Origin of the sequence: Polynucleobacter sp. JS-Mosq-20-D10, from assembly GCF_018687755.1 — a bacterium.
Taxonomy (GTDB): Bacteria; Pseudomonadota; Gammaproteobacteria; order Burkholderiales; family Burkholderiaceae; genus Polynucleobacter.
On the sequence record NZ_CP061305.1, the window covers coordinates 875388 to 898288 of the forward strand.

Genomic DNA, 22901 nt, shown 5'->3' on the forward strand with positions numbered 1-22901 from the left:
ATTGATTTTTGTGAGCGCTAAAGACCCCAAATCGCATTGCACAGTCACTTTTTTGCTAGTTCACTACGTAGTTATTTCAACCCCAATAAATATATAAATTTCCTATTGGTGAAACAAACAACGCGTCCTTTAAAAAAGCCACCCGAAGGTGGCTCTTAGCTTGGAAATGTAATTTCACTTCGTTTTTACAAAAGTGACCCAGTTAGCACCTTTACCTCCAGGAACTCTTTCAATTAAAGTGAGTTCGCCAGTGACTTGGTTTATGGAATAAAGTGAGACTTTGTCTGACTTTTGACCGGTAGCCACTAAAAACTGTCCGCTAGGATCAACGTTAAATCCTCTTGGCATTTCCTCTGTGGGAATGGTGAATAAATACTTCACCTTTCCAGTTTGAGAATTTACTTCAAAACCGCTTAAGGTGCTCTTAGTTCTCTCTGATGTATAGAGAAATTTTCCGTTAGGTGTCAATTTGATTTCAGCATTAAAGATCATATTTGAATCATCAAAAGCGGTTGCTTCCGGCGATCCTGTAGGTGGTCTTGGTCTTCCAGGGACAAGTTTGCTATCGCTTGGAAGGCTTGAGGCAGCCTGTATTTGAGTTAAGGATCCTGTTTTGATGTCTCTTGAAAAGACAATGACTTCGCCTGTCATCTCGGTGATGACATAAGCATATTTATTATCTGACGAGATAAAAATGTGCCTTGGCCCTTGCTGTTTTTGGAGTGAAACGGATGTTGATGTTTCCGATAGTGGTTTTAGTTGAGCGTCATTAAAAGCGTGGATTTTGATTTCGTCTGTACCTAGCTGGGGTACATATACAAACTTATTAGTCTGATCAAAAACGATTGCATGGGGATTTTTCCCGCCACTCATAAATGCTTCTGCTGGGACTGGATTAACGTAACCATTTGCTTGAATTTGGTTGACGCTGTTGTTATGGCCGCCAAAAGAAGTCGCTAATAACCATTTACCCGTTTTATCAGTGGATACGTAGACCATGCTATCAGGCAAAGGAATTGCGCCTGTCCATTTAAGTTGTCCGTTAGTTTGATCGATTTGATACATGTATAGGGAAAACGGTTTAGATCGAACAGAAGCGTACAAATTTTTGCCATCGGGTGAAACAGTCATCGGCATTACAAATTTATTGGCAGGAAAGCGGCCTACTGAAGTTAAGTGTGGAGTTAGTCCAGTCGTTAGTTCATAGGCTGTTATATCGGCATCATCAATATTGGAGATATAAACATAGGTACCACAATATGCACTTGTTGCAACTCCTAAACCTGTTACGGCTATTGCTAGGTTTCTAAAGATCGATTTTTTATTCATGCTGCCTCCATTTTTATAGTTACTTTTTAATCATTAATGATAGTGGCTATGTCAGCCATTGCTGTATTGGTATCTTCCATACCTTTTACAGCAAATACGCCAATAGTGCCAATCGCTTAAGCATCTAATACGATATTGACAACATCCTCCGGTATCTTAAAAAGATGTGGGGCCGACAAAAGGAGCTAGAAGTAAGCTAAATCCTTCAAACGGGGTTGCACAGTTCATTACACAGCGCCATTTTTACACCGTCGGCTATTGATATATATAGACTTTCGAGCACTTGCTGGGTAGGCCAAAAACCTTAAGCAATACAATCGGAAATATCACCTAGTCGACTGTATTAGTTAATTACACAGTTTGATTTGTAGGTTATGAAATAAACACTAATTTACCGAATGGATTCTCCAATCTTGAAGTTACCCGGCTTAAGATCTGGAGCGTTTATGTGGATTTTAAAATAGTCTTCAACTGGGGTTCCTCCAACTCTAACGCAGACTTGCAGCCAACGACCATTTGCAATTCCATTTGCAACGATCTCTAGCTCCTCTGTAATTACAGCCCCCATTGATCTAATAATCTCAGGGGTTCGAGGATTCATTGTTTCAAGTGTGGCAAATAAAAATAGTGCATCTTCATTTTTATCGGCAACTTGCCAGCAATCCAGATTAATTACGCGACCCTTGAAGTCATCTAAGCGGCCGTACCCAGCATTAGATAATCTGATGTGCAATTTTTGGAAAAAATCTTTCCAATTAATTTTTTTTGTAAGAACTGATGGGGATTCAATAGTGATGTGGGGCATTTTTAATCGATAGTAGCATTTGATTTACGCGTAGCATCACCCCAAACTTTTGCTTCATTAGTTAAAAATTGCTTTGCCTCCACTAATGACATCGGTGTTGCTATCAATCCCATTTCTTGCATGCGTGTTATGACGTCAGGACGACGTAGAACGGCATTGATTTCTTTGTTGAGTTTTTCAGCGATTGCTGGAGGCATATTTCCTGGGCCCATAATCCCGTACCAAGGTGCTGCAACTAGCCCAGCAACACCTACTTCACGCATGGTTGGCGTATCTGGTAATGCCGCGGAGCGGCGATCACCGGTTTGAGCTAGAACACGTAATTTACCGCTGCGGATATGTTGCATTAGGGGACCAGGATTATCAAACATCAGCGGAACTTGATTTCCAAGAAGATCGGTGGTTGCTGGAGCGGAGCCTTTATATGGTACGTGCATTAGTTGTACATTGGCTGATTGCTTAAACATCTCGCCAATAATATGTTGAGGAGTTCCATTTCCTGCAGAGCCATAGGCTATGGTGTTTGGTTTTGCTTTGGCGGCAGAAATGAGGTCCGCTATATTTTTATATGGCTGATCTGGATGCACCACGACTACAAACGGTACGCGGGTGATGACTGCAAGCGGTGTTAAGTCTTTTGCAGGATCGTAGCGAAGTTGGGGATAAAGCGCTTTGCCTACTGAAATAGGGCCGGTCGCTCCCAAAAGTAAGGTGTATCCATCGGGCGGAGAGAAGGCCACTTGTTCTGTACCTATTGTGCCACCAGCGCCTACTTTATTTTCAACTATGACGCTTACGCCAAGACTTTCGCTCAGCCCCATGGCAATGATGCGACCAAGTGCATCGGTTACTGCGCCAGCGGAGTAGGGGACAACAATTTTAATTGATCCTTTGGGGTAAGTATCTGCAGTTTGCGAGAAAGAAAAGCTTGCAGCACAAAAGGTGATGATTAAAGCGGATAGCTTTAGAAAGATTTTGAATTGAAGTTGAGGCATCTTTTGTCCCTATTAATTTTTTTATATAAGACTAGCATTTAAATCTTGAACCCTAGAATACTAGCTCCTATCTTTTGGGTAAAGTATGTAAAACATTTTTTTATGGATCATATTTGATTTCAATATTTTTAAGATAATTAAGAAAGCCTTATTAGGGCCTTATAAGAATCAAGCAATAGAACTTCAAACTTGTTCATAAAAACGGTTTTGAGCAACGAGATTAAACAACCCTTATGCATTAGACTATTTATTACACAGTGCCATTTTTTACGCTGTAACTAACTAAAATATATAGATATTCTGGCAGCCACGAATTCTTCTAATAGGTAGATCGCACGTTCGAATCGTGCTGGGCAGGCTAAATTTCATATTACGTCCAATAAACCTTGACCGGTAATGACTGCTCATGTGTTGGTCATATCGTTGAAAACGATAAATACACCGCTCTTAGACTTTTAATTGTTAATATTTGAGATATGAGCCAAACTAAAAAGATTATTGCCTACATCAATATAGCCCACTTTATAGATCATTACGCCATGCTGATCTTTGCGGCAGCGGTGATTGTTATTGCTCCCACTTTTAACATGAAGTATGGAGAATTACTTCCTTACGCTACCCCTGGATTTATTGCTTTTGGGGCTGGATCATTATTCACAGGTTGGCTAGGTGATAAATGGAGTCGTCGTAACATGATGGCTATTTTCTTTTTCGGTATGGGGTTGACTCTTCTAGGTGTTTCTTTTATTCAAACACCACTTCAATTAGGCATCATGCTTTTATTGATTGGCATAATAGCCTCTATCTACCATCCAGTTGGAACTTCGATGCTGGTAGCTCATGCTGAAAAATTGGGAAAAGAAATTGGCATTAATGGTGTTTGGGGAAATGCTGGCGTTGCCTCTTCAGCCCTCATCACCGGCGTTATCACTCAATACTTGGGATGGCGTATTGCGTTCCTAGCGCCCGCAATCGTCTGTCTTGTTATTGGTATTTCATATTTACGAAATATTCCAAGTTCAGTTGATCTAATCATTACAAAATCGTCAGTAAGTCCTGCTCGGGTATCAAAGTCAGTAATGATCTGGGTCATGGCATCACTTGTAATAACCGTCATTGCTAGTTCTATAGCCTTTAATACTATTACTGTCGCTTTGCCAAAACTGTTTCAAGAGAGACTGTCAGGTTTAACCACTAATACGGCGGCTTTGGGAAGTATCACTTTTTTTGTTTACCTGTCTGGTGCCCTTGCTCAATACATTATTGGAAACTTACTAGATAAGCACTCTCTTAAAAATATATTCTTACCTCTAGCCATTGTGATTGTTCCAACAATTTATTTGGCTTCAACAATGAGTGATTATGGGTTAATTGTTTTGGCAATTGTATTTATTGTGGGTATCTTTGGGCAGGTAACAGTTAACGATACGATGCTTGGGAAATATACGGCTGATGAGTGGAGAGGTCGCGCCTATGCGGCAAGATACTTTTTAGGCTTTACTGCTGCAGGACTGTCCGTAGGATTGGTTTCTATTCTGTATAACCAAGGCGGTTTTGATTTGATGCTCAAGGCGATTGCTGGACTGAGTTTACTTACGGTCATTGGCGCAATTATTTTTCCTAAAGAAAACAGAGCAAACTAGGCTCTTTGACCTCGCTTCCAGCCTATTTATTGGGCCAAAACCTTTTTTGATGCTGAGCAGAAGTCAGGGTAAAACCTTAGTTTTCATCTAGATCAAACCTAACATTTCTTTAGTATATTAGTAACATACTAGATGCTAAAAAACGGAGATGATGATGGAGATAAAGAGAAGAGGTGTTATCAAGCTTCTATTGGGACTTGCTGCTGGCTTCAATTCTTTGAGCTCCTGGAGTCAAGGATGGCCAGATAGGTCGATCAAATTAGTTTTGGGCTACACCACTGGAGGTGCAAGTGATGCAACTGCCAGGATCATTACGAGACCGTTTGAACAGATTATCAAGCAAACAGTGATTATCGATTACAAGCCAGGTGCAGGAGCATCTATTGGTGCAGAATTTGTAGCAAAGTCGAATCCAGATGGCTATACGCTTGGACTAGTTGATACAGGTCCTCTCTGTATAGCGCCAAATTTACGTAAGGTTGGCTATGATCCGCTGACTGATTTCACACCCTTATCTTACGTATGTACTACAGGCTTGGTATTAATAGTCAATCCAGAGCTTGATGTTAAAAATGTTCAGGAGTTGATTGCGCTGGCAAAAGCAAAACCAGGGCAGTTAAGTTACGCGAGCTCGGGTGTGGGATCCGTTCATCATCTTGCTGGCGAACTATTTAAGTTTAAAGCCGGTATTTCTATACTGCACGTTCCTTATAAAGGCGCTGGTCCTGCGCTAACTGATCTCATTGGTGGACAAGTGCCAATGATGTTTGCAACTATTGGCCCTGCACTGCAAATGATTTCTGCAGGCAAAGCTCGCGCACTTGGCGTCACTTCATTAGCGAGATCAGCATCATTGCCCAATGTTCCCACCATTGCGGAGCAGGGTCTAAAAGGTTATGAGGCAGTGCTACGCTTTATGGTGATGGGTCCGACAAAGTTACCGCCAACTGTAGCCAGTAAATTACAAGCAGATTTTAAAACAATGATTGGGGATCAATCGGTTGTTGGAGAATTAAAGAAACTCGGCAATGACGAGATTGTGTACAAAACTCCTACAGAAATTTTGGCACTCATTCAGGATGATTATCGTAAATGGGGCTCATTAATTCGTGAAGCGAAGATAACTCTGGATACCTAAGCATGTTGGTGGAAGAAAAGCTGTGGGATACCTTACTACGAAATAAGCGTAGTCGCCTAGAGCGGGCAAACCACATTACGGATTCTAAGATCGTTCGCAATGATGATGTAGTTCGCCTTTTTGAGGCTGTCATTGAGTCAGGCGATAAGGTATGCGTTGAGGGTAATAACCAAAAGCATGCAGATTTCCTCTCGGAGCAGTTAACACTCGTAGACCCTGGCAAGATTAATGGCCTGCACATTGTGCAATCCAATATTGCACTAGCAACTCACTTGGATATTTTTGAAAAGGGGATCGCTAAAAAACTTGATTTTTGCTATTCAGGTGAGCAGGGTATTCGTCTCGGACGTCTAATCAAGGAAAATATTGTTGAAGTCGGTGCGATTCATACATACCTTGAGTTATATAGTCGATATTTCGTAGATCTGACACCTAGAGTATCAATCATTGCAGCACAAAGTGCTGATAAGCACGGTAATGTGTATACCGGATTCAATACAGAAGATACGCCACCTATCGTTGAAGCTACAGCATTTAAAAATGGATTGGTGATCGTTCAGGTAAATGAATTGGTTGATGAAATTCCGAGAATTGATATTCCATGTGATTGGGTATCTTTTGTAGTTCAGGCCCCGAGACCTCATTACATAGAGCCTATCTTTACACGTGATCCTGCTTTAATCACAGAAGTACAAATTTTAATGGCCATGATGGTTATTAAGGGCATCTATGAGCCATATGGAATTAATCGCTTAAATCATGGTATTGGTTTTGATACTGCTGCAATTGAATTGATATTGCCAACCTATGCGGAATCACTTGGATTGAGGGGCAAGATCTGTGAATATATGAGTGTTAATCCCTGTCCAACATTAATTCCAGCAATTGAGTCAGGCTTTATTAAGAATATTCATTGTGCAGGCTCTGAGTTGGGAATGGAGGATTACATTACAGCTCGTCCCGATATTTTCTTTAATGGGCCGGATGGCTCAATGCGATCAAATCGTGCTTTTTGTCAGCTAGCAGGCCACTATGCTGATTTATTTATTGGCTCAACTTTACAGATTGATATTGAGGGCAACTCATCAACGGCAACACTGAATCGAATCGCTGGTTTTGGAGGCGCCCCGAATTTTGGCTCTGATTCAAGAGCGAGAAGACACTCGAGTAAGGCTTGGTTGATGGCTGGTAAAGAAAGCATGAAGCCAGAGAATGCAACTATGCCTCGCGGTAGAAAGCTGGTAGTGCAGATAGTGGAGACATTTAAGGAGAAAATGCAGCCCACTTTCGTCGAGCGCTTAGATGCTTGGCAGCTGATGGAGGATTTTCAGTTAGATTTACCGCCTGTGATGGTCTATGGAGATGACATTACGCACCTTGTGACCGAAGAGGGCATTGCCCATCTTCATAAATGTAAAAATCTTCAAGAAAGAGAGCAGGCTATTCGTGGTGTTGCTGGATACACGCCGGCAGGCCTCAAGCGCAATAGGGATCAAGTGGAATCTCTCATTGCAAGGGGCATTATTCAGCGCCCACAGGAATTAGGGATTGATCCGCGCATGGCAACTAGAAATTTATTGGCCGCCCGTTCAATCAAAGATTTGGTGAGCTGGTCTGATGGTTTGTACAAACCCCCTAAACGATTTAGGAATTGGTAAAAATGGAATCATTAAGCTATGAGTTTGGCCCATGGAATATTCTCAGAGTGCGAAAAAACATAACCCCAATTATTGTTGGAGTTGTGGGATCGGGTAATTTAGAAATTCTATTAGAGGATGCCGACCTCAATGGAAAAAGTAGATTTATTGTTGAAACTTCAGTGAGTGGATTTGCTAATACATGGCAAGCCGTCCTGAGAGATTTTTCTGACCAACAACAATTTTCCAATACCCTCATTACTATTAATGATGGTGGTGCAACGCCTGCAGTAGTGCAGCTGAGATTGATGCAAGCAGCACAGCAGTGGAGGGCTCAATATGAGGATTGAAAATACAGTTGGCATTAGAGAATCCACTGCTCGCCAGCGAGTACTAGCGGTATTGGACGCTGATACATTTCAAGAGTATTTGCCTCCGTCAGAAAGGGTATTTAGCCCGCACTTAAAAAGCTTGGGTATGCCAGTTTCATTTGATGATGGAGTCATTATTGGTGAAGGTGCTATTGGCGGTCAAAATATCTATATCGCCGCCCAAGAACCCGGTTTTATGGGCGGTGCCGTAGGGGAAGTGCATGGCGCTAAGTTAACAGGGCTTCTCGAGCGAGCTGCACTTCATAAGCCAGCAGCAGTAGTTTTGTTGTTTGACACTGGGGGAGTTCGCTTACACGAAGCAAATGCAGGGCTAATAGCAATTTCTGAAATTCAAAGGGCTATGTTTAATGCGCGCAAAGCTGGCGTGCCTCTCATTGTTGTTTCAGCTGGAGCAAATGGTGTCTACGGAGGCATTGGCATTATTTCTCGTTGCTGTGACTATATTGTCATTACAGAGGAAGGGCGCCTATCGGTTTCTGGGCCTGAAGTGATTGAGTCACAAAAAGGGGTTGAAGAATTTGATGCTAGAGATCGTGCGCTAGTTTGGCGAACCATGGGAGGAAAGCACCGATACTTAATAAATGAGGCGCAAACCTTTGTTAAGGATGAAATCCAAGATATTCGCAATGCTCTGATGCAGTATTTCAATAAACCGATTCCTATAAACTTCGATACTGTAATGGCTGAGCATCAACATTTAGGTGAACGCTTGAGAAAATATGGCAAGGCTGAGGATGCAATGGATATATGGAGGGATTTGGGTATCCCAAATCCTGAAGAGATTCCTTCTTTAGATTTCGATGCTTTTATGAAGATTGCAAATCAAGTGCGCGAAAATGGATAAGATCAATCAAATTTGTACCAAAGTTTTTCCTTTGGGCTATAAGATTTCTATCCATGGTGATTTGGTGTCAGGCACAGCAAAAACTTCCCAGGGAGACGTTGCTTTGATTGGCACAGTCAATCAAGCAGCAATAGGTGTTGACTTAGCTTTTGAATTAGCAAGCAAAGTTCTGGATATAGTGCAGCACTCTCCTGGGACAGCAATCATTATCTTGGTCGATACCCAAGGTCAACAGTTATCGCGCCGAGATGAACTGCTAGGTAATGCGGGATACCTCTCCCATCTCTCCAAATGTTTTGAGTTGGCTAGAGACCGGGGTCATAGAATCATCAGCATTATTTACAACGAAGCTGTTAGCGGAGGATATCTTGCGCTGGGGATGATTGCCGACCAGTCCTTTGCTCTCTCAGATGCGCAGATTCGGGTTATGGCCTTACCAGCAATGTCGCGAATTACACAAATCCCATTAGAGAGATTGCAGGAATTATGTAAAAGCTCCTCTATCTTTGGGCCTGGAGTAGAAAATTACGTGGCACTTGGAGCGCTAGAGAATAGCGATGATGCCCATTTGGCGTCTTTGGTTGAGGGCGCAATTCGCAACAAATCAACGATTGATAACAGGGCAAAACTGGGGCATGAAAGGGGCGGGAGGAGTATGGCCCACACTATTATTGAATCAATTATTAAAGCTTGATGAACAGTTTGAATGGATAACTTCAAATGCTGGCGGCATCGTCGAGTTTGGATAAAACCAGCAAGCATTGCTTCGATAAGAGGCCTTAATGAGATCTCTTTAACAGAACGTGCTTTTCTTGAAAATTGGGTTATGTCAGGAAGGCCTTTAGTAGGAAGGGCTGTAAACCCTTGTGATCAAGGTGGTGAAAACCTATTGCCTTTGGGATTAATGTTGCATGTACCGGAAGCGCCAAAAAAGCGTCTAAATCTGCAAGTCGATTCAACAGACATTCTAAAAATTGATGAGCCTTTAAGTATCCAGATAGTTATGGGTACTTTTCCTTCAAGTATGGCCTCAAAAGTGAAGTGTATGCTATCTAGATTGGCGGATTATCCAATTCAGATTCAGGTATTTGGCTCTGTTTTTTGGAGCTATGAGGGCGGGCAAAATTATATGACTGAGAATTCAGATATTGATCTCTTAATTTCACCTGCTCAAAATTGTCATTTATCCAAATTAGCAAAGGCGCTATGTAGCCTATCCGAAGAAATTGACTTGCGATTAGATGGCGAATTCGAATTCTTGAATGGCTACTCAGTTAGCTGGAGAGAGTTTGCAAGCAAAGAAACCGAATTGCTGATAAAGACAGATTTAGGACCTAAGATGATCTCTAGATATCAGATGATGGAGGAGTTTAATGCTCTCTAGTAGTGTTGATCATCTAGTTAAAGATAAAGCACAAGAATTGCAACAGAATGCTGTGCAATACCTGCGGAAAATTCGTAACTGTGCAGTGCAATCTCTATGGCATGAATTGGTCACTTATCCTAAGCCTGGTTTAGTGAGCTTGGTCGATTCTGGCAGTCACCAAGATATGGATGCCAATACTTTTTATTCCAGTATCGTATCTTTGCGACATTATTTTTTTGATATCGCTAGTCTTGGCTTGGAAGGTTCAAGCTTTGCATTCTTGCGTTCGGCTGGCCTAGTCGCTGAGGCTAGAATGCTGCGTGCAACTGATGGGGTGAATACGCATCGTGGGGCAATTTTTAATTTAGGTATGTTGGCTGCTGCTGCTGCCTACCAATATAGCCAGGCTGATACCACTTTAACTTTAGGTGAAATTACGGTGAAAACTTGGGGTGAAGAGCTTGCCTTACATCGTCGCAAGGAAAATAGCCATGGCTCTAGAGTGGCATCCACATATCACGTTGGCGGAGCAATTCAAGAGGTTGTATCGGGATACCCATCTGTATATAAGCTAGGCTTGCCAGTCTATCGTAATGTGCTTACGATGACTTCAAGCCATCAGTTAGCCTGCATACAAACCTTCTTTACGCTGCTTGCCAATGTGGAGGATAGCAATCTACTTCATAGAGGGGGCAGGGAAGGTCTTGAGCGTGCCCAAGGATTAGCTCAAGTTTTCTTAGATGAAGGCGGCATCCATCTTAATAACTGGGATGTTAGGGCATTCAATGTTCATCGGCAATTGATAGCACAGAATTTAAGCCCAGGAGGTTGCGCTGATTTATTAAGCGCCTGTTTATTTGTTCATCAAATTGAAAGTCGATGAATAAATTTGCTATCGTTTGCTCCGGGCAAGGTTCACTGGACCTAGGAATCTTTTCATTTGCCAAACAATCTCCCAAGGCAACTACAGTCATTGATACCTTTTCCAATGAATTTAATTGGGATATGCTTTCTGTAGAGAGCGACAAATTGGATTTAACTTTGAACCAATTTTCACAACCCCTCACAGTCGCGACGGCATTAGCAAATTGGGAGGCTATAAAAGATGGCCTGCCCAAACCAAGCTATGTTGCCGGCTATAGTGCAGGAGAGGTGAGTGCTTTAGGTTGCTCTGAGGAGATAGATCTTAAGACCTTAGCAAAGTTATGTAAATTACGTTGTGAGGCAATGGAAAATTTTGCCCCAACTCATAGCGGAATGCTGGCTGTGAAGGGAGTTTCAAAGTCAGTGTTGCTAAGTCATTTGAATGGGTCACATTGCTACATTGCAATTTATAACGAGGATGACCACTTTGTTATCGCTGGATCCATTGAGGAGATAAGTTTCTATGAGAAATTACTTGAAGAGTCTGGAGCTTGGGTAAAAAGACTTCTGGTTACGATACCTTCGCATACACCATTGTTACTGAAGGCTACAGTGCAAATACAGTCAGGAATAAGTGGTTTAAATTTAAGCGATCAGCAACTCAGTATTCCGGTTATTCAGGGAATCAATGGTTTAATCACCGATAACATGACCTTGGGCATGCATTCTTTAGCGAGGGCTGTCTCAGAGCCTATTCAATGGCAGCAGTGCATGCAGACCCTTGTAGATTTTGGGATTACCGTAGTCCTTGAATTGGGTCCTGGGGGCGCCTTATCAAAGATGATTTCTTGGGTTTATCCAGCGATTTCTGCACGTTCTGTCATGGATTTCCGCACCCCTCAAGGGCTGCAAAATTGGGTTTTACGTGAGCTTGAGGGATGAAGACCCTGTAATAAGGGAAATCCCTATCATTTGATCTAGATCCAGCCTAACATTTCTCTAGTATATTAGTAACATATATGTTTTATATACAGTTTAATCAAACGTGAGGTGGCTATGAGTATTGCTTTCCAAGAGATGGTGATGACCGAGAGGCAAAAGAAATTCCGCGATCAATATATCGACGGTGTAAGCCCCTTTTACAATGGTCTCGTTCATATTGGGGTGATGTACGCGGTTGGCATTAGCCTTATTTACTACTGCGTTTCTAACCTGCATGACGTTACTTGGGAGTGGATGGTTATTATCCCAGTGGCAATAGCTGGAAACTTTGTCGAATGGGCGATGCATAAATACGTCATGCATCGTTTGATTGATGTATTTGCCTTGCGCGCAATCTATGATCGCCATACACGCCAACATCATCAGTACTTTACCGATACTGACTACACTATCGATACAGTCAAAGAGTTTAGGATTGTTTTCTTTCCATGGCGCGTACTGACTGTCTTAGGTGTTGCTGGGACTTTATTCGGGTTCATAGCCAGTCAAATCTTCAATCCCAATGTCGGATACTTTTTATTCATGACTATGGTTGGCCATTATCTGATTTATGAGACATTTCACTACTGCTGCCATGTAAAAGAAAATTGGTTTGTACGTAATATGCCATTCGTTAATACGATTAGGCGTCACCACGCTGCACATCACAATATGGGCATCATGATGCATAAAAATATGAATCTGAGCTTCCCACTAGCTGATTGGGTAATGGGAACGTCTGATTTAAAACGTGGCTTGTTAGGAACTTTGTTTAATGGTTTTAATCAGGCCTATGTAGACCCTGAGCTAAAGCCAATTATTGAGAAGTTTAAGAACGGCAAGATACAAGAGGAAAAAGTCACACTCGAAGGCCCAATTTTGACCTCTGAAGAGTCTAAAGCGCTAGAGAAGTAATTCTTCTGCTATCCAGCTTATGACACATGCTGTTTTCTTCGATGTTTTGCCAAAAAAAGGTTTTACAGACGCCTATTTTGGAATGGCGGCTGGCTTAAAGCCCATGGTAGAAATGAATCCTGGATTTATTTCAGTAGAGCGTTTTGAAAATCTTGGGCAAGAGGGTTGGTACCTATCCTATTCGCAATGGGTGGATGAGAAGGCGCTCAGCTCATGGCGCTGTCAACATGATCATCATGAGGCGCAAGTCTGTGGCAGAAATTTGGTTTTAGAGGACTATCGTCTGAGAGTTGTATCTACTTTCTTTGATAGTAGCAGTGAATCTGACAAGTCTTACATGCTCGCTTTGGCGGGAAATTTTGAACAAGTTCAGTTGGAAGCAGGGCGCACCCAAAAATCAATTGGTACAGTGCCTAAATTATTTAAGGGCGTTATTAATCCTGAAAGAGGGATTGCTTTGTTAGAGTTTGATGCAGTAAGCGCTTTAAAAGTAAAAAATTCAATTTCCAATCATGGATTAATCGATCTTGGGGTGTATGAGGTCCAGCGTGATTACGGAATGTTTGATCGAGCGCAAGCTCCTAGTGTTTTCGCGTAATCAATATGGCAACCAAAAAAACTACTAAAACTCCGCTTGCCGCCCCTATTGAAAATTCGTCTCTTTCGGATAAAGCATACGAGCAATTAGAAGAGATGATTGTGACTATGAAGTTAGCTCCAGGTACGCCAGTTTCAGAAAGTCAGCTTTCCACCATGCTCGGTATTGGGAGAACCCCAATTAGAGAAGCTATTCAGCGCCTGAGCCATGAACACCTTGTGTCTATTATGCCTAAGCGCGGTATTTTTATTTCAGATCTCAACCCACAAAAGCAACTCAGAGTCCTCGAAACCCGTCGTGTTCTCGAAAGGCTAATTTGCACAAAGTCGGCAAAAAGATGTAATGCAGAGGAACGCAAACAATTTGAGCAAATTTCTAAAGATTTTAAAAGAGCTGCAAAAGAGAATAATGAAAAGCTTTTTCTGAAAGTTGATAAAGAGCTCAATGATTTGACAATTATTACCGCCAAAAATGAATATGCATCTAAGGCTTTATCCATGCTTCAAGGTATGTCTAGAAGATTTTGGTTTGGTAACTTTCATCAGATCGGAGATATCAAAGAGGCAGCGATGTTGCATGCCGAGATTGCCAATGCAATTTTTTTGGGTAGTGAAAAAGAAGCTGGTTTAGCAGTAGATAAGTTACTTGATTACATAGAAGAATTTACGCGTAAGACAGTAATGTTGCATGAGTGATGTCGTGTAAGTAATGCCGTTAGTAGTAGTTGATGTCTTGTTTAACTAAGATTGATAGGAGACTGAAATGAAAAAACAGAAAGTGAATAATCAGGGTCGTCGTGAGATCATTAAGGGAGTTGGGGCACTCACAGCCCTAGCAGCTAGCGGGTGGGGCTTTCCGGCTATTGCTCAAAACACCCCAATTAAAATTGGTATTTTGGCCCCTCGTGCTGGTATTGCAGGAACAATTGGTGAGTGCGGTCTACGTGGGGCAATGTTTGCAGCCGATAAGATTAATAAGTCGGGCGGAATTGGTGGTCGTAAGGTCGAGTTGGTTATTGAAGAAGAGACAAATGCTAAAGATACAACGGAGCGTTATCGCAAGCTCGTTCTTCAAGACAAAGTTGACTGTGTTCAAGGTTTAGTTTCTTCCGGGGTTTCTTTGGCGCTTGGGCCAACTGTGGAAGAAATGCAGACTATTACCGTTTACTGGGATGGAACCACACAAGATGGGGTGAAGGAAACCATTCCAAAACCAAAATATCTTTTCCGCTCAACTGATAATGAGTGTGAAGCAGTAATGGCTTCCTTGATTGCTATTAAGCAATACAAGGGTAAGTTTGCAACGATTGCAGGTATCAATCCAGACTACTCATATGGTAGAAATAATTGGGCGGCATTCCAGGCTCTCTTGAAGCGTTTTAATATTGAACATAAGGTAGTTGCCGAGCAATGGCCAAAGGTTGGAACTATGGAGCTATCAGGGCAAATTGCAGCTTTGAAGGCAGCTAAACCAGACCTCATATTCTCCTCGCTCTTATTTGCTGATTTGCCAGTATTTATGCAAAATGCAAATGCTGCTGGATTAGGTAATGGAGATGTGAAGTTTGTCCTACCTGCTGCTGGCTTCCAGCATACTTTGATGAAGAAAGAATTCACACCAGAAGGTATGGTATTCGGGCACAACACGATGTATTTTGATTTGCCTAATGCTACCCCTCTACAAAAAGAATTCGTAGCTATGTATTACGATAAATACAAGGACTACCCAAATTGGGAGGCTGATAGGGCTTACTTTGCAATGCAGGTCTATAAGGCTGGTGTTGAAAAAGCACTGAAAGCTAATGGTGGTAAATGGCCTAACAAAGATCAAATTGCATCTGCAATGGAAGGTGTACAGGTTCAATCTTTAGGCGGCCCTGGAATGATGCGCAAAGACCATATCGCAGAACAAACCTTCTATCAAGGCCTGACAACGCATAAGAATAAATATGACTTTGTCACGATCAATCCGGTTGATAAGAAGTTTAGTGATCAGCTGCAGAAGCCTCCAGGAATGGATTTCTGGCAATGGATTGAAACAGCTAACATCACTCTTTAATCGTTAGTCACGCTGAGCAACATTCTTGTTGCTCAGCATTTTTGAATGTGAGATATGACGGCATTTATTGACATTATTCTTAGCGGAGTTTTTCATGCCGCAGTATTATTTTTGCTTGCTGGCGGCTTGCAACTAGTTTTTGGCGTGCAAAAAATTGTGAATTTGGCTTGTGGTGCTTTTTATGCGCTAGGTGCTTATTTCGGTATTACTTTAGTCACATTGGCTATTAAATTTGGTATGCCTACTTATGGCTTGATTTTGGTATTGATTGTTGCCGGGCTACTGATGGGGCTTGTAGGTCCAATTATCGAAAGATTACTTCGACTCGTGTACGACCGAGAGGAGGGCTTTCAATTGCTACTCACGTTTGCAATTATGTTGTTGCTGGAGGATTTAATTAGGATGATCTGGGGTGCCACTCCAATGACCCTGGGTAATTTATCTATGGCTTATGGCCAACTCAATTTCGCATCTACATCGATTCCAACTTACAAGCTTTTGGTCATTGGCGCGAGCATCATCCTAGCGCTCGGTTTAGGTTGGATATTACAAAAGACAAATTTTGGACGAATTGTGCGAGCCACAGCAGAAAATCGCCGTATGAGCGAGGCAATGGGCGTCAATGTCGTGTGGATCAATGTGGCAATTTTTACTCTGGGTACTATTTTGGGAACTATTGGTGGGGCGCTCGTTGTTCCAACTGCTGCAGCTTCTCTAGAGGTGATTTCAGAGGTGGTTGTTGAGGCATTTGCTGTAGTTGTCATTGGCGGTCTTGGTAGTATGCGTGGTGCATTAGTCGGAGCACTCATTGTTGGTATCATGCGAGCCTTTGCAGTTTCTATCTATGCGGAGATTGATCTTCTCTTGATCTATCTTATCGTGATTGGAATCCTGATCTTCAAGCCTGCAGGTTTATTTGGAAAGGCGGTAGAGTCATGAGTGCCCGTACCAAATTTATATTGTTAGCTTGCTTTAGCATCTTGTGCGCTGCACCGCTGTATCTAAGTCCATATCACATGACTTTATTGCTCCCAGCAATTGCTTACAGCATTATTTTGCTGGGGTTTAATTTACTTTTTGGTTATACAGGTCTATTGTCATTTGGCCATGCCTTGTTTGTTGCGATTGGCGCTTATACGGTAGCTATACTCACCAGCAGATTAGGCATCAAAAATATGGAGATCATATTTTTATACGCAATTGCTGCAAGTGTAGTAGTTGCAGTGCCGGTTGGGTTGATCTGCGTCCGCCACGTGCGCATTTTCTTTGGTATGTTGACTCTAGCCTTTGGTATGTTATTCCACTCGATTTTATTTAAGTTTTATGACTTATCGGGAGGGGATTCTGGAATACCTGTGGTGCGGCCATTTCTGCTTGGTCAAGATTTAAGTAGTATGGATAAGACGAGCTTTTTGGTCGGACCTTTCTTTTACTACTCAATCATTATTTTGATTCTGCTGGGAACTCTCATGTGGCGGATTGTGAACTCTCCAATGGGGATGCACTTTCGGGCGATTCGGGACAATCCTAGAAAGGCTGAATATCTCGGTATTCAAGTACACCGCTTTCGTTTGATTGCATTTGTTATTTCTGCAATTTACGCTTCAATTGGCGGGGCTTTACTGGTCGTCCCTGTTGGTCTTGCTGATCCAGAGCTCGCCTATTGGACGCATTCAGGAAATATTGTGTTTATGACTATTTTGGGTGGTTTCAATAATTTCTTAGGCCCAATCGTAGGTGCATTTGCTTTTATTGGCCTCAAAGATCAGTTGGTTGGATTGACGCAATACTGGCGATTTGCCTTGGGTGTAGTTTTAGTTCTACTGGTCTTGTTGCTGCCCAACGGAATTATGGGCCTATTGCAAGCTAGAAAAAGAACAGTTTCTCAGGAGAAAGTGCAATGACCCCAATACTTGAGGCTAAAAATGTTTCTAAAAGTTATGGCGTCTATCAAGCCTTAAAAGATGTTAGTTTGAAATTTTTTGAAGGTGAGACAGTTTCTATCGTAGGACCAAATGGTGCTGGCAAAACAACATTCGTTAATGTCCTTACTGGTTTATTAAAGCCAACTGAGGGAGATGTTGATTTTTTGGGTAAATCGATTGCTGGTGTTGGCCCAGTGAAGCTCTCTAAATATGGTATGGCTAGGGCCTTCCAACTCGTGCATATTTTTCCGTTGATGACGGTGCAGGAGACGATTATTTCTGCAGTTATTTCGCAAACCGGCTCTCAATATAATTTTTGGTCAAGTGCAGCTGCGCAAAAACGTTTAGTCGATAAGGCTTATGAGGTTGCCAAAATTTTTAATTTGGATAAAAAGATGTCTTGGCAAGCGTCATATCTTTCTCAAGGTGAAAAGAAGCTTCTCGATATTGCCAGTGCATTTGCACTTGATCCTCAGGTGATCTTGCTCGATGAGCCTACTAGCGGTATCTCTACCGCAGATAAACGCGGCATCATGGATACCTTGATGGAGGCTGCAAAGATCTCAGGCATCAAGACCATCTTGCTTGTTGAGCACGATATGGAGTTGGTGGCTGAGTATTCAACGCGCATTGTTGCATTGGCTGAAGGGCAATTGTTGGCTGATTTACCGCCAAAAGAGTTCTTTGCCAATGCTGAACTAGAAGCGCAGATTATTGGAAAGCGGGTTTCTCATGCTTGAGATCAAATCTTTGGCGGTTGATATTCAAAATAGCCCAATATTGCGCAATATCAATATTGAGGTCAATCCTGGTGAATTGGTATGCCTTGTTGGAAGAAATGGTGCTGGCAAAACTACAACTTTAAAAAGCTTAATGGGTTACTTAAAACCGAAGAGCGGAGATATATTGTGGAAAGGTAAATCCTTGGTGGGATTAAAGACCTTCGATATTGCTAGGGCAGGTATTGGATTTTCACCTGAAGAGAGTGAGGTATTTGGTGATCTCACTGTTGCCGAGAATATTGAGATGCCCACCTGGACAATTCAGACTAAATTATCGAATGAAGAGCGTATTGCACTTGCTTACAAAATATTTCCTAAGCTTGAGCGCTATCGGGATAGGGGTGGTCACCATTTGTCTGGTGGTGAACGTAAGATGCTATCGATTGCAAGGGCTCTCGCTTTAGATCCTGAGATGCTCATCTTAGATGAGCCCTTTGAGGGTCTTTCCCCAGCGATTATTCCGGTGATTAGCGATGGCTTATCTTCTATACGAGGGTTGGGTAGGGCCATCTTAATGGCTGAGTCAAATGCTTTCCACATTCCGGAATATGCTGACCGGGTTTACATTATCGAGCGTGGAGAAATTATTTTCTCTGGATCAGTTGATGAGGCAAAACGCGTTGCCCAATCTCAACTATCGATAGCAGCCAAGGTTTAGCGCCCAGTTAGGCAGTCAATCGCTTGTGAGATGGCTTGAGCAGAAGGAGTGTCAAGAGCGCTAGCAGCCATATGCCCCCAGTTGGTATCTAGCTTTACCAATGCGCAATTAGGAATCAAGCTTGCGGTATGTATTGCTTGCTCAATTGGATTAAATAGATCAAGGCTTGGAACGCCAATGAGGCATTTGGCTTGAATGGATCCAAGCCCTTTCGCCAAATCTCCGTTAAGTAGCGCTGTCTTACTCACATCATGCGTGTCGTAGGCAATGGACTGATAGATCCAATCCAGAGGGTGGAAATTCATGCTCTTCCACCATCGCAGTCTTTGCTCGTACCAGTCTTGCATTTGGGGCACATCAGTAAATTGTTCATCGCATTCCTTGGGAGTGCGCATCGCCAGCATTTGCATTATTGGTAGCCAGGCTAGCCAAGCATGATCTGGATCGTATGAGCCGTTAGGTTCAATATGGGGGGCTAAAGATTCTCGTGCAGCCCTAGTCATCGATGATGCCCAGGCCGTCGTTTTAGACATAGGCGTCAGCGCTACGATGTAATCCATGAAATCTGGGTGGGAGACGGCCCATTGCAGGGCTTGCATGCCACCCATCGAGGCCCCAATGATCATATTGACATGGGTGATGCCAAGTTGATCAAGCAACTTCTTTTGGCTTTGAACCATGTCGCGGATCGTAAATTTGGGAAACTGAAAGAAGGGTTGCTCAGTTGAGTTGGATGGAGAGCTGCTGAAACCATTCCCAAGGGCATCAATCGCAATGATGCGGGTTTTTTTAATGTCAAGTGTGCGCGATTGATTAATCAAAAAATCAAGGCGGTGGTGAATGCTGCCAATAGCGCATAAGAAAACAACCAATGGCTTTGATTGATCTTGAAGGTCGCCATGTACTGCATAGCTTACTCGGCAATTTTTAATTTGCCCACCTAGCTCAAGCGGGAAGTCTCCAATACTCGATAAATGATGCGGCGCATCAATCCAATCACCTTGAAGGGGTGGATGTGCGTTTAGAGAGCTTGTATCTATTGACACGGCGAGCATCCTTCAATAAAGTTTTCGGTAATGTACAACTTATATATTAGTTGATCAATCAAATGAAAGCGAGAGAATAATGCCTAAGTTTTTAACCGAAGCTCAGGTCCAGCAATTTAAGGATTTGGGCTATGTTTCGAACCTTAGGGTAATGGATTCCAAGCAGACACAGGCTATTCGTGATCTATTAGAAGACTTTGAAAAGCGCCAAGGATCTCCCTTGCATGGCTCTCAAAGACATAAAACCCACTTATTGTTTCCTTGGTTAAATGAGTTGGTTCGGGAAACCAAAATCGTCGATGCGATTGAGGACTTATATGGCCACAATATTTTGTGTTGGACAAGTAATTTCTTTATTAAAGAGGCACATGATCCGGGTTTTGTATCTTGGCATCAGGATTCCACTTACTGGGGATTGTCGTCACCGGATGTTGTTACTGCATGGATTGCCTTATCGCCCAGCAATAAAAGTAATGGTGCCATGGCCGTGATTCCGGGCACCCATTCCATGGAGCAAATTCCTCATCGAGATACCTATTCCAAAAATAACTTGCTTACCCGCGGACAAGAAGTTGCAGTCGAGGTAGATGAGGGTAGGGGTGTGACTTTAGAGTTAGAGCCTGGTGAAATGTCATTGCATCATGTACGCATTATTCATGGATCACCTCCTAACAATTCGGATGCAAGACGGATTGGTTTTGCAATTCGCTACATTCCAACGTATGTAAAGCAAATTGAGGGTGATGATTCAGCTACCTTGGTGCGTGGTGAAGATGAGTTTAAGACGTTTGCTCATGAACCTAGACCCAGCCAAGAAATGGAGCCTGCCTTCGTGAAGTTGCATCAAGAGATTACCGATAAGAGTGCCAAGATTCTCTACAAAGGGACTAAAGTTGATAGCTATGATGCATCTTTGGCAGATCCGAAAGTGCGTTCCGCATGAATTTTTCCGGAGCAGTACTTAGAGAAATTGGTCAGCCCTTACAAATCGAGACTTTATCTCTCAAAGGGTTATTGAATAAAGATGTCGTAGTTAGAATCAGGGCCACTAGCCTTTGCCACACTGATCTTGAGGCGGTAGAGGGTGCGCTTGGAACCCCTCTACCTTTTATTCCGGGTCATGAAGCTGCTGGGATTGTGGAATCAGTGGGTAAGGATGTTTCCCATCTAAAGCCAGGCGATCATGTCGTTATTTCTTGGAATCCCTATTGCGGTACTTGTTATTTTTGCCAGCGCAAACAAAGAATTATTTGTAGCCAGTACCGCACTAATGCCACTAAGTCATTCCACTTTGACGGCGCCCCCAGAATTTACGCAAAGGATGATCCCGTTCACCAGTTAATGTATGCAGGGAGTTTTTCTGAGGTGGTTGTTGTGACGGAGGAGTGTGCGGTTAAGGTGCCTAAAGAATTGCCTTTCGAAGTTGCTTGCTTGATTGGCTGTGGCGTTATGACCGGTGTTGGGGCCGTTCTCAATATTGCTGAGCTAGAGCCGGGTGGAACTGTGGCAGTGATTGGCTGTGGCGCAGTAGGACTCTCAGCAATCCAGGGGGCCAAGCTAGCAAATGCTGGAAAAATCTTGGCGATTGATCGAGATATTACTAAGCTACAAACAGCCAAACAGTTTGGCGCTACCGATATCCTGCTGGCTGATGAAAATGCAATTCAAGCCTGTATGCAGATGACAAATCAGATTGGCTTTGATTGTGTTGTTGAGTCGGCAGGTAATGAAGCTGCTTTTCAGTTGAGTGTGGAGATAGTTAGACCTGGTGGAAAAACAGTTTGGCTCGGTAAGGTGCCGGTTAATCAGAAAGTCGCATTTCGTTGGGGATCGCTGATGGGTGAGAAGCGCATTCATCGATCAAGTTATGGCGGCACTAGGCCAGAAATTGATTTCCCATTTCTGGCAGAAGCTTATTTCTCAGGAAAATTACTGCTTGATGAATACATTACCAGCAGAATTGGATTAGCTGGTGTGAATGAGGGGCTTGCCCGCTTAAAGCAAGGCAAAGAAATCCGCTCGGTGATCCTATTGGATTAGAGGCTTGCTCTAATTTCTGCTGAGCGGTCCCAGAGATTGGGAACTTGCTTAGAGGAGTAACCAGAAACAAAGTTCTTTGGGCTGCCGGTCACAGGATCATATGTGTGACGTTTGACTGCACCGATATTGGCACCATACACATGAATACTGATGGATGTTTTATCGGGTACAGCATTACTCACTACATGTATATCTCCGATCGTAGGGCTAACTACCTCGATTTCACCTGGGCGAAGAACGGTTTCGGGACCATCTACCATTAATTCTCCCGTTGGCAATCTTTGATAGCGCTGTCCTTTTTCAATTCCTCTCAGCATCCCAATCAAACCCCAGATGCAATGATCATGGATTGGTGTTTTTTGACCAGGACCCCATACAAAGCTGACTACAGAAAATCTACCTAGTGGATCTGCATGCAGTAAGAATTGTTGATAAAACTCAGGGTTAGGGATGGAACAGAATTCTGGCAGCCAAGTATCTGATTGAATTAGTGGCTTTAGTAATTCAGAACCTTTGGTAATGAGATTTTTTTCTTCTGACTCTTGAGTAACTAATTTTGTCATTCCAACAATAAATTCTCGCAAGGGTGCGATAGTATCTAATGAATTACTCATCTTTTTTTGTCTCCTTGGGTCATTGAGTGCACCAAAACACTTTACATCTAACTAGTGATATTGATCTGAATTACACAGTTTATTACATAGTCCCGCTACAAGCATGTAAGTCACTGAAATATATAGACTTTCCAGCAGCTACGAATTCTTCTCAGGCTCAATTCTCTTGCTAAATGTGACTTCAACTTCACTACTGTGCTCCGTTGGCAAGATTTTGGATAGAGCTATGCCCGCCACTTAGAAATCATCGTTTATAGTACAAAAAAGCACC

24 protein-coding genes are annotated in these 22901 nt (G+C 42.6%); 19 read left to right on the forward strand and 5 right to left on the reverse strand.

Annotated elements, in window-relative coordinates; translation table 11 throughout:
- Positions 1–174: 174 nt before the first annotated feature.
- From FD967_RS04515 to FD967_RS04525, 3 genes are all read right to left on the reverse strand, one after another.
- Positions 175–1329, reverse strand: a complete 1155-nt coding sequence (locus tag FD967_RS04515; protein ID WP_215326940.1) for a beta-propeller fold lactonase family protein — start codon at positions 1327–1329, stop codon at positions 175–177.
- Between the two features lie 391 nt (positions 1330–1720).
- Positions 1721–2134: a hypothetical protein gene (locus FD967_RS04520; RefSeq protein WP_215326941.1), complete on the reverse strand. Its 414-nt coding sequence runs from the start codon at positions 2132–2134 to the stop codon at positions 1721–1723.
- A 2-nt stretch (positions 2135–2136) separates the two neighbouring features.
- Positions 2137–3129: a tripartite tricarboxylate transporter substrate binding protein gene (locus FD967_RS04525; RefSeq protein ID WP_215326942.1), complete on the reverse strand. Its 993-nt coding sequence runs from the start codon at positions 3127–3129 to the stop codon at positions 2137–2139.
- 476 nt (positions 3130–3605) lie between these two features.
- Between FD967_RS04525 and FD967_RS04530 the strand changes: the two genes are divergently transcribed.
- From FD967_RS04530 to FD967_RS04610, 17 genes are all read left to right on the forward strand, one after another.
- The gene (locus FD967_RS04530) at positions 3606–4772 is read left to right on the forward strand and encodes an MFS transporter (RefSeq protein WP_215326943.1); all 1167 of its coding nucleotides are present in this window, start codon (positions 3606–3608) and stop codon (positions 4770–4772) included.
- Positions 4773–4926: 154 nt separating this feature from the next.
- Positions 4927–5910: a tripartite tricarboxylate transporter substrate binding protein gene (locus FD967_RS04535; protein WP_215326944.1), complete on the forward strand. Its 984-nt coding sequence runs from the start codon at positions 4927–4929 to the stop codon at positions 5908–5910.
- A gap of 2 nt (positions 5911–5912) precedes the next feature.
- Positions 5913–7568 (forward strand): malonate decarboxylase subunit alpha, encoded by a 1656-nt coding sequence (gene mdcA, locus FD967_RS04540; RefSeq protein ID WP_215326945.1) that lies wholly within the window; start codon positions 5913–5915, stop codon positions 7566–7568.
- A 2-nt stretch (positions 7569–7570) separates the two neighbouring features.
- The gene (gene mdcC, locus FD967_RS04545) at positions 7571–7897 is read left to right on the forward strand and encodes a malonate decarboxylase acyl carrier protein (protein WP_215326947.1); all 327 of its coding nucleotides are present in this window, start codon (positions 7571–7573) and stop codon (positions 7895–7897) included.
- Positions 7887–8783: a biotin-independent malonate decarboxylase subunit beta gene (locus FD967_RS04550; RefSeq protein ID WP_215326948.1), complete on the forward strand. Its 897-nt coding sequence runs from the start codon at positions 7887–7889 to the stop codon at positions 8781–8783. The genes mdcC and FD967_RS04550 overlap by 11 nt, the downstream gene beginning before the upstream one ends.
- A complete protein-coding gene (locus FD967_RS04555) occupies positions 8776–9477 on the forward strand; it encodes a biotin-independent malonate decarboxylase subunit gamma (protein ID WP_215326949.1) in 702 nt (233 codons plus the stop codon). Before FD967_RS04550 ends, FD967_RS04555 begins: the two co-directional genes overlap by 8 nt.
- A 12-nt stretch (positions 9478–9489) precedes the next feature.
- On the forward strand, positions 9490–10167 hold the full coding sequence (gene mdcG / locus FD967_RS04560) for a malonate decarboxylase holo-[acyl-carrier-protein] synthase (protein ID WP_215326950.1): 678 nt from the start codon (positions 9490–9492) through the stop codon (positions 10165–10167).
- Positions 10157–11032 (forward strand): triphosphoribosyl-dephospho-CoA synthase MdcB, encoded by an 876-nt coding sequence (gene mdcB, locus FD967_RS04565; protein WP_215326951.1) that lies wholly within the window; start codon positions 10157–10159, stop codon positions 11030–11032. Before mdcG ends, mdcB begins: the two co-directional genes overlap by 11 nt.
- Positions 11029–11955 carry an acyltransferase domain-containing protein gene (locus FD967_RS04570; protein WP_215326952.1) on the forward strand — a complete coding sequence of 309 codons (927 nt, stop codon included), beginning with the start codon at positions 11029–11031 and terminating at the stop codon, positions 11953–11955. The genes mdcB and FD967_RS04570 overlap by 4 nt, the downstream gene beginning before the upstream one ends.
- Before the next feature lie 138 nt (positions 11956–12093).
- Complete coding sequence (locus tag FD967_RS04575) at positions 12094–12909, forward strand: sterol desaturase family protein (protein WP_215327170.1); 816 nt, start codon at positions 12094–12096, stop codon at positions 12907–12909.
- A 19-nt stretch (positions 12910–12928) separates the two neighbouring features.
- Positions 12929–13507: an antibiotic biosynthesis monooxygenase gene (locus FD967_RS04580; RefSeq protein WP_215326954.1), complete on the forward strand. Its 579-nt coding sequence runs from the start codon at positions 12929–12931 to the stop codon at positions 13505–13507.
- Between the two features lie 5 nt (positions 13508–13512).
- Entirely contained in the window at positions 13513–14202 is a 690-nt protein-coding gene (locus FD967_RS04585; protein WP_215326955.1) for a GntR family transcriptional regulator, read from the forward strand.
- A gap of 67 nt (positions 14203–14269) precedes the next feature.
- Positions 14270–15565 (forward strand): ABC transporter substrate-binding protein, encoded by a 1296-nt coding sequence (locus tag FD967_RS04590; RefSeq protein ID WP_215326956.1) that lies wholly within the window; start codon positions 14270–14272, stop codon positions 15563–15565.
- 54 nt (positions 15566–15619) lie between these two features.
- Positions 15620–16504 carry a branched-chain amino acid ABC transporter permease gene (locus tag FD967_RS04595; RefSeq protein ID WP_215326957.1) on the forward strand — a complete coding sequence of 295 codons (885 nt, stop codon included), beginning with the start codon at positions 15620–15622 and terminating at the stop codon, positions 16502–16504.
- On the forward strand, positions 16501–17469 hold the full coding sequence (locus tag FD967_RS04600; protein WP_215326958.1) for a branched-chain amino acid ABC transporter permease: 969 nt from the start codon (positions 16501–16503) through the stop codon (positions 17467–17469). The genes FD967_RS04595 and FD967_RS04600 overlap by 4 nt, the downstream gene beginning before the upstream one ends.
- A complete protein-coding gene (locus FD967_RS04605) occupies positions 17466–18230 on the forward strand; it encodes an ABC transporter ATP-binding protein (RefSeq protein WP_215326959.1) in 765 nt (254 codons plus the stop codon). The genes FD967_RS04600 and FD967_RS04605 overlap by 4 nt, the downstream gene beginning before the upstream one ends.
- Positions 18223–18930: an ABC transporter ATP-binding protein gene (locus FD967_RS04610; RefSeq protein ID WP_215326960.1), complete on the forward strand. Its 708-nt coding sequence runs from the start codon at positions 18223–18225 to the stop codon at positions 18928–18930. The genes FD967_RS04605 and FD967_RS04610 overlap by 8 nt, the downstream gene beginning before the upstream one ends.
- Here the strand turns inward: FD967_RS04610 and FD967_RS04615 are convergent.
- Complete coding sequence (locus tag FD967_RS04615) at positions 18927–19976, reverse strand: alpha/beta fold hydrolase (protein WP_251369096.1); 1050 nt, start codon at positions 19974–19976, stop codon at positions 18927–18929. The genes FD967_RS04610 and FD967_RS04615 overlap by 4 nt on opposite strands.
- A 79-nt stretch (positions 19977–20055) precedes the next feature.
- Between FD967_RS04615 and FD967_RS04620 the strand changes: the two genes are divergently transcribed.
- Both FD967_RS04620 and FD967_RS04625 read left to right on the forward strand, forming a co-directional pair.
- On the forward strand, positions 20056–20919 hold the full coding sequence (locus tag FD967_RS04620; protein WP_215326962.1) for a phytanoyl-CoA dioxygenase family protein: 864 nt from the start codon (positions 20056–20058) through the stop codon (positions 20917–20919).
- Positions 20916–22016, forward strand: coding sequence for a Zn-dependent alcohol dehydrogenase (locus tag FD967_RS04625; protein WP_215326963.1), 1101 nt, complete (start codon positions 20916–20918; stop codon positions 22014–22016). The genes FD967_RS04620 and FD967_RS04625 overlap by 4 nt, the downstream gene beginning before the upstream one ends.
- Here FD967_RS04625 and FD967_RS04630 read toward each other — a convergent pair.
- The gene (locus tag FD967_RS04630; protein ID WP_215326965.1) at positions 22013–22630 is read right to left on the reverse strand and encodes a cysteine dioxygenase; all 618 of its coding nucleotides are present in this window, start codon (positions 22628–22630) and stop codon (positions 22013–22015) included. The two genes, FD967_RS04625 and FD967_RS04630, sit on opposite strands and share 4 nt — an antisense overlap.
- Positions 22631–22901: the final 271 nt, after the last annotated feature.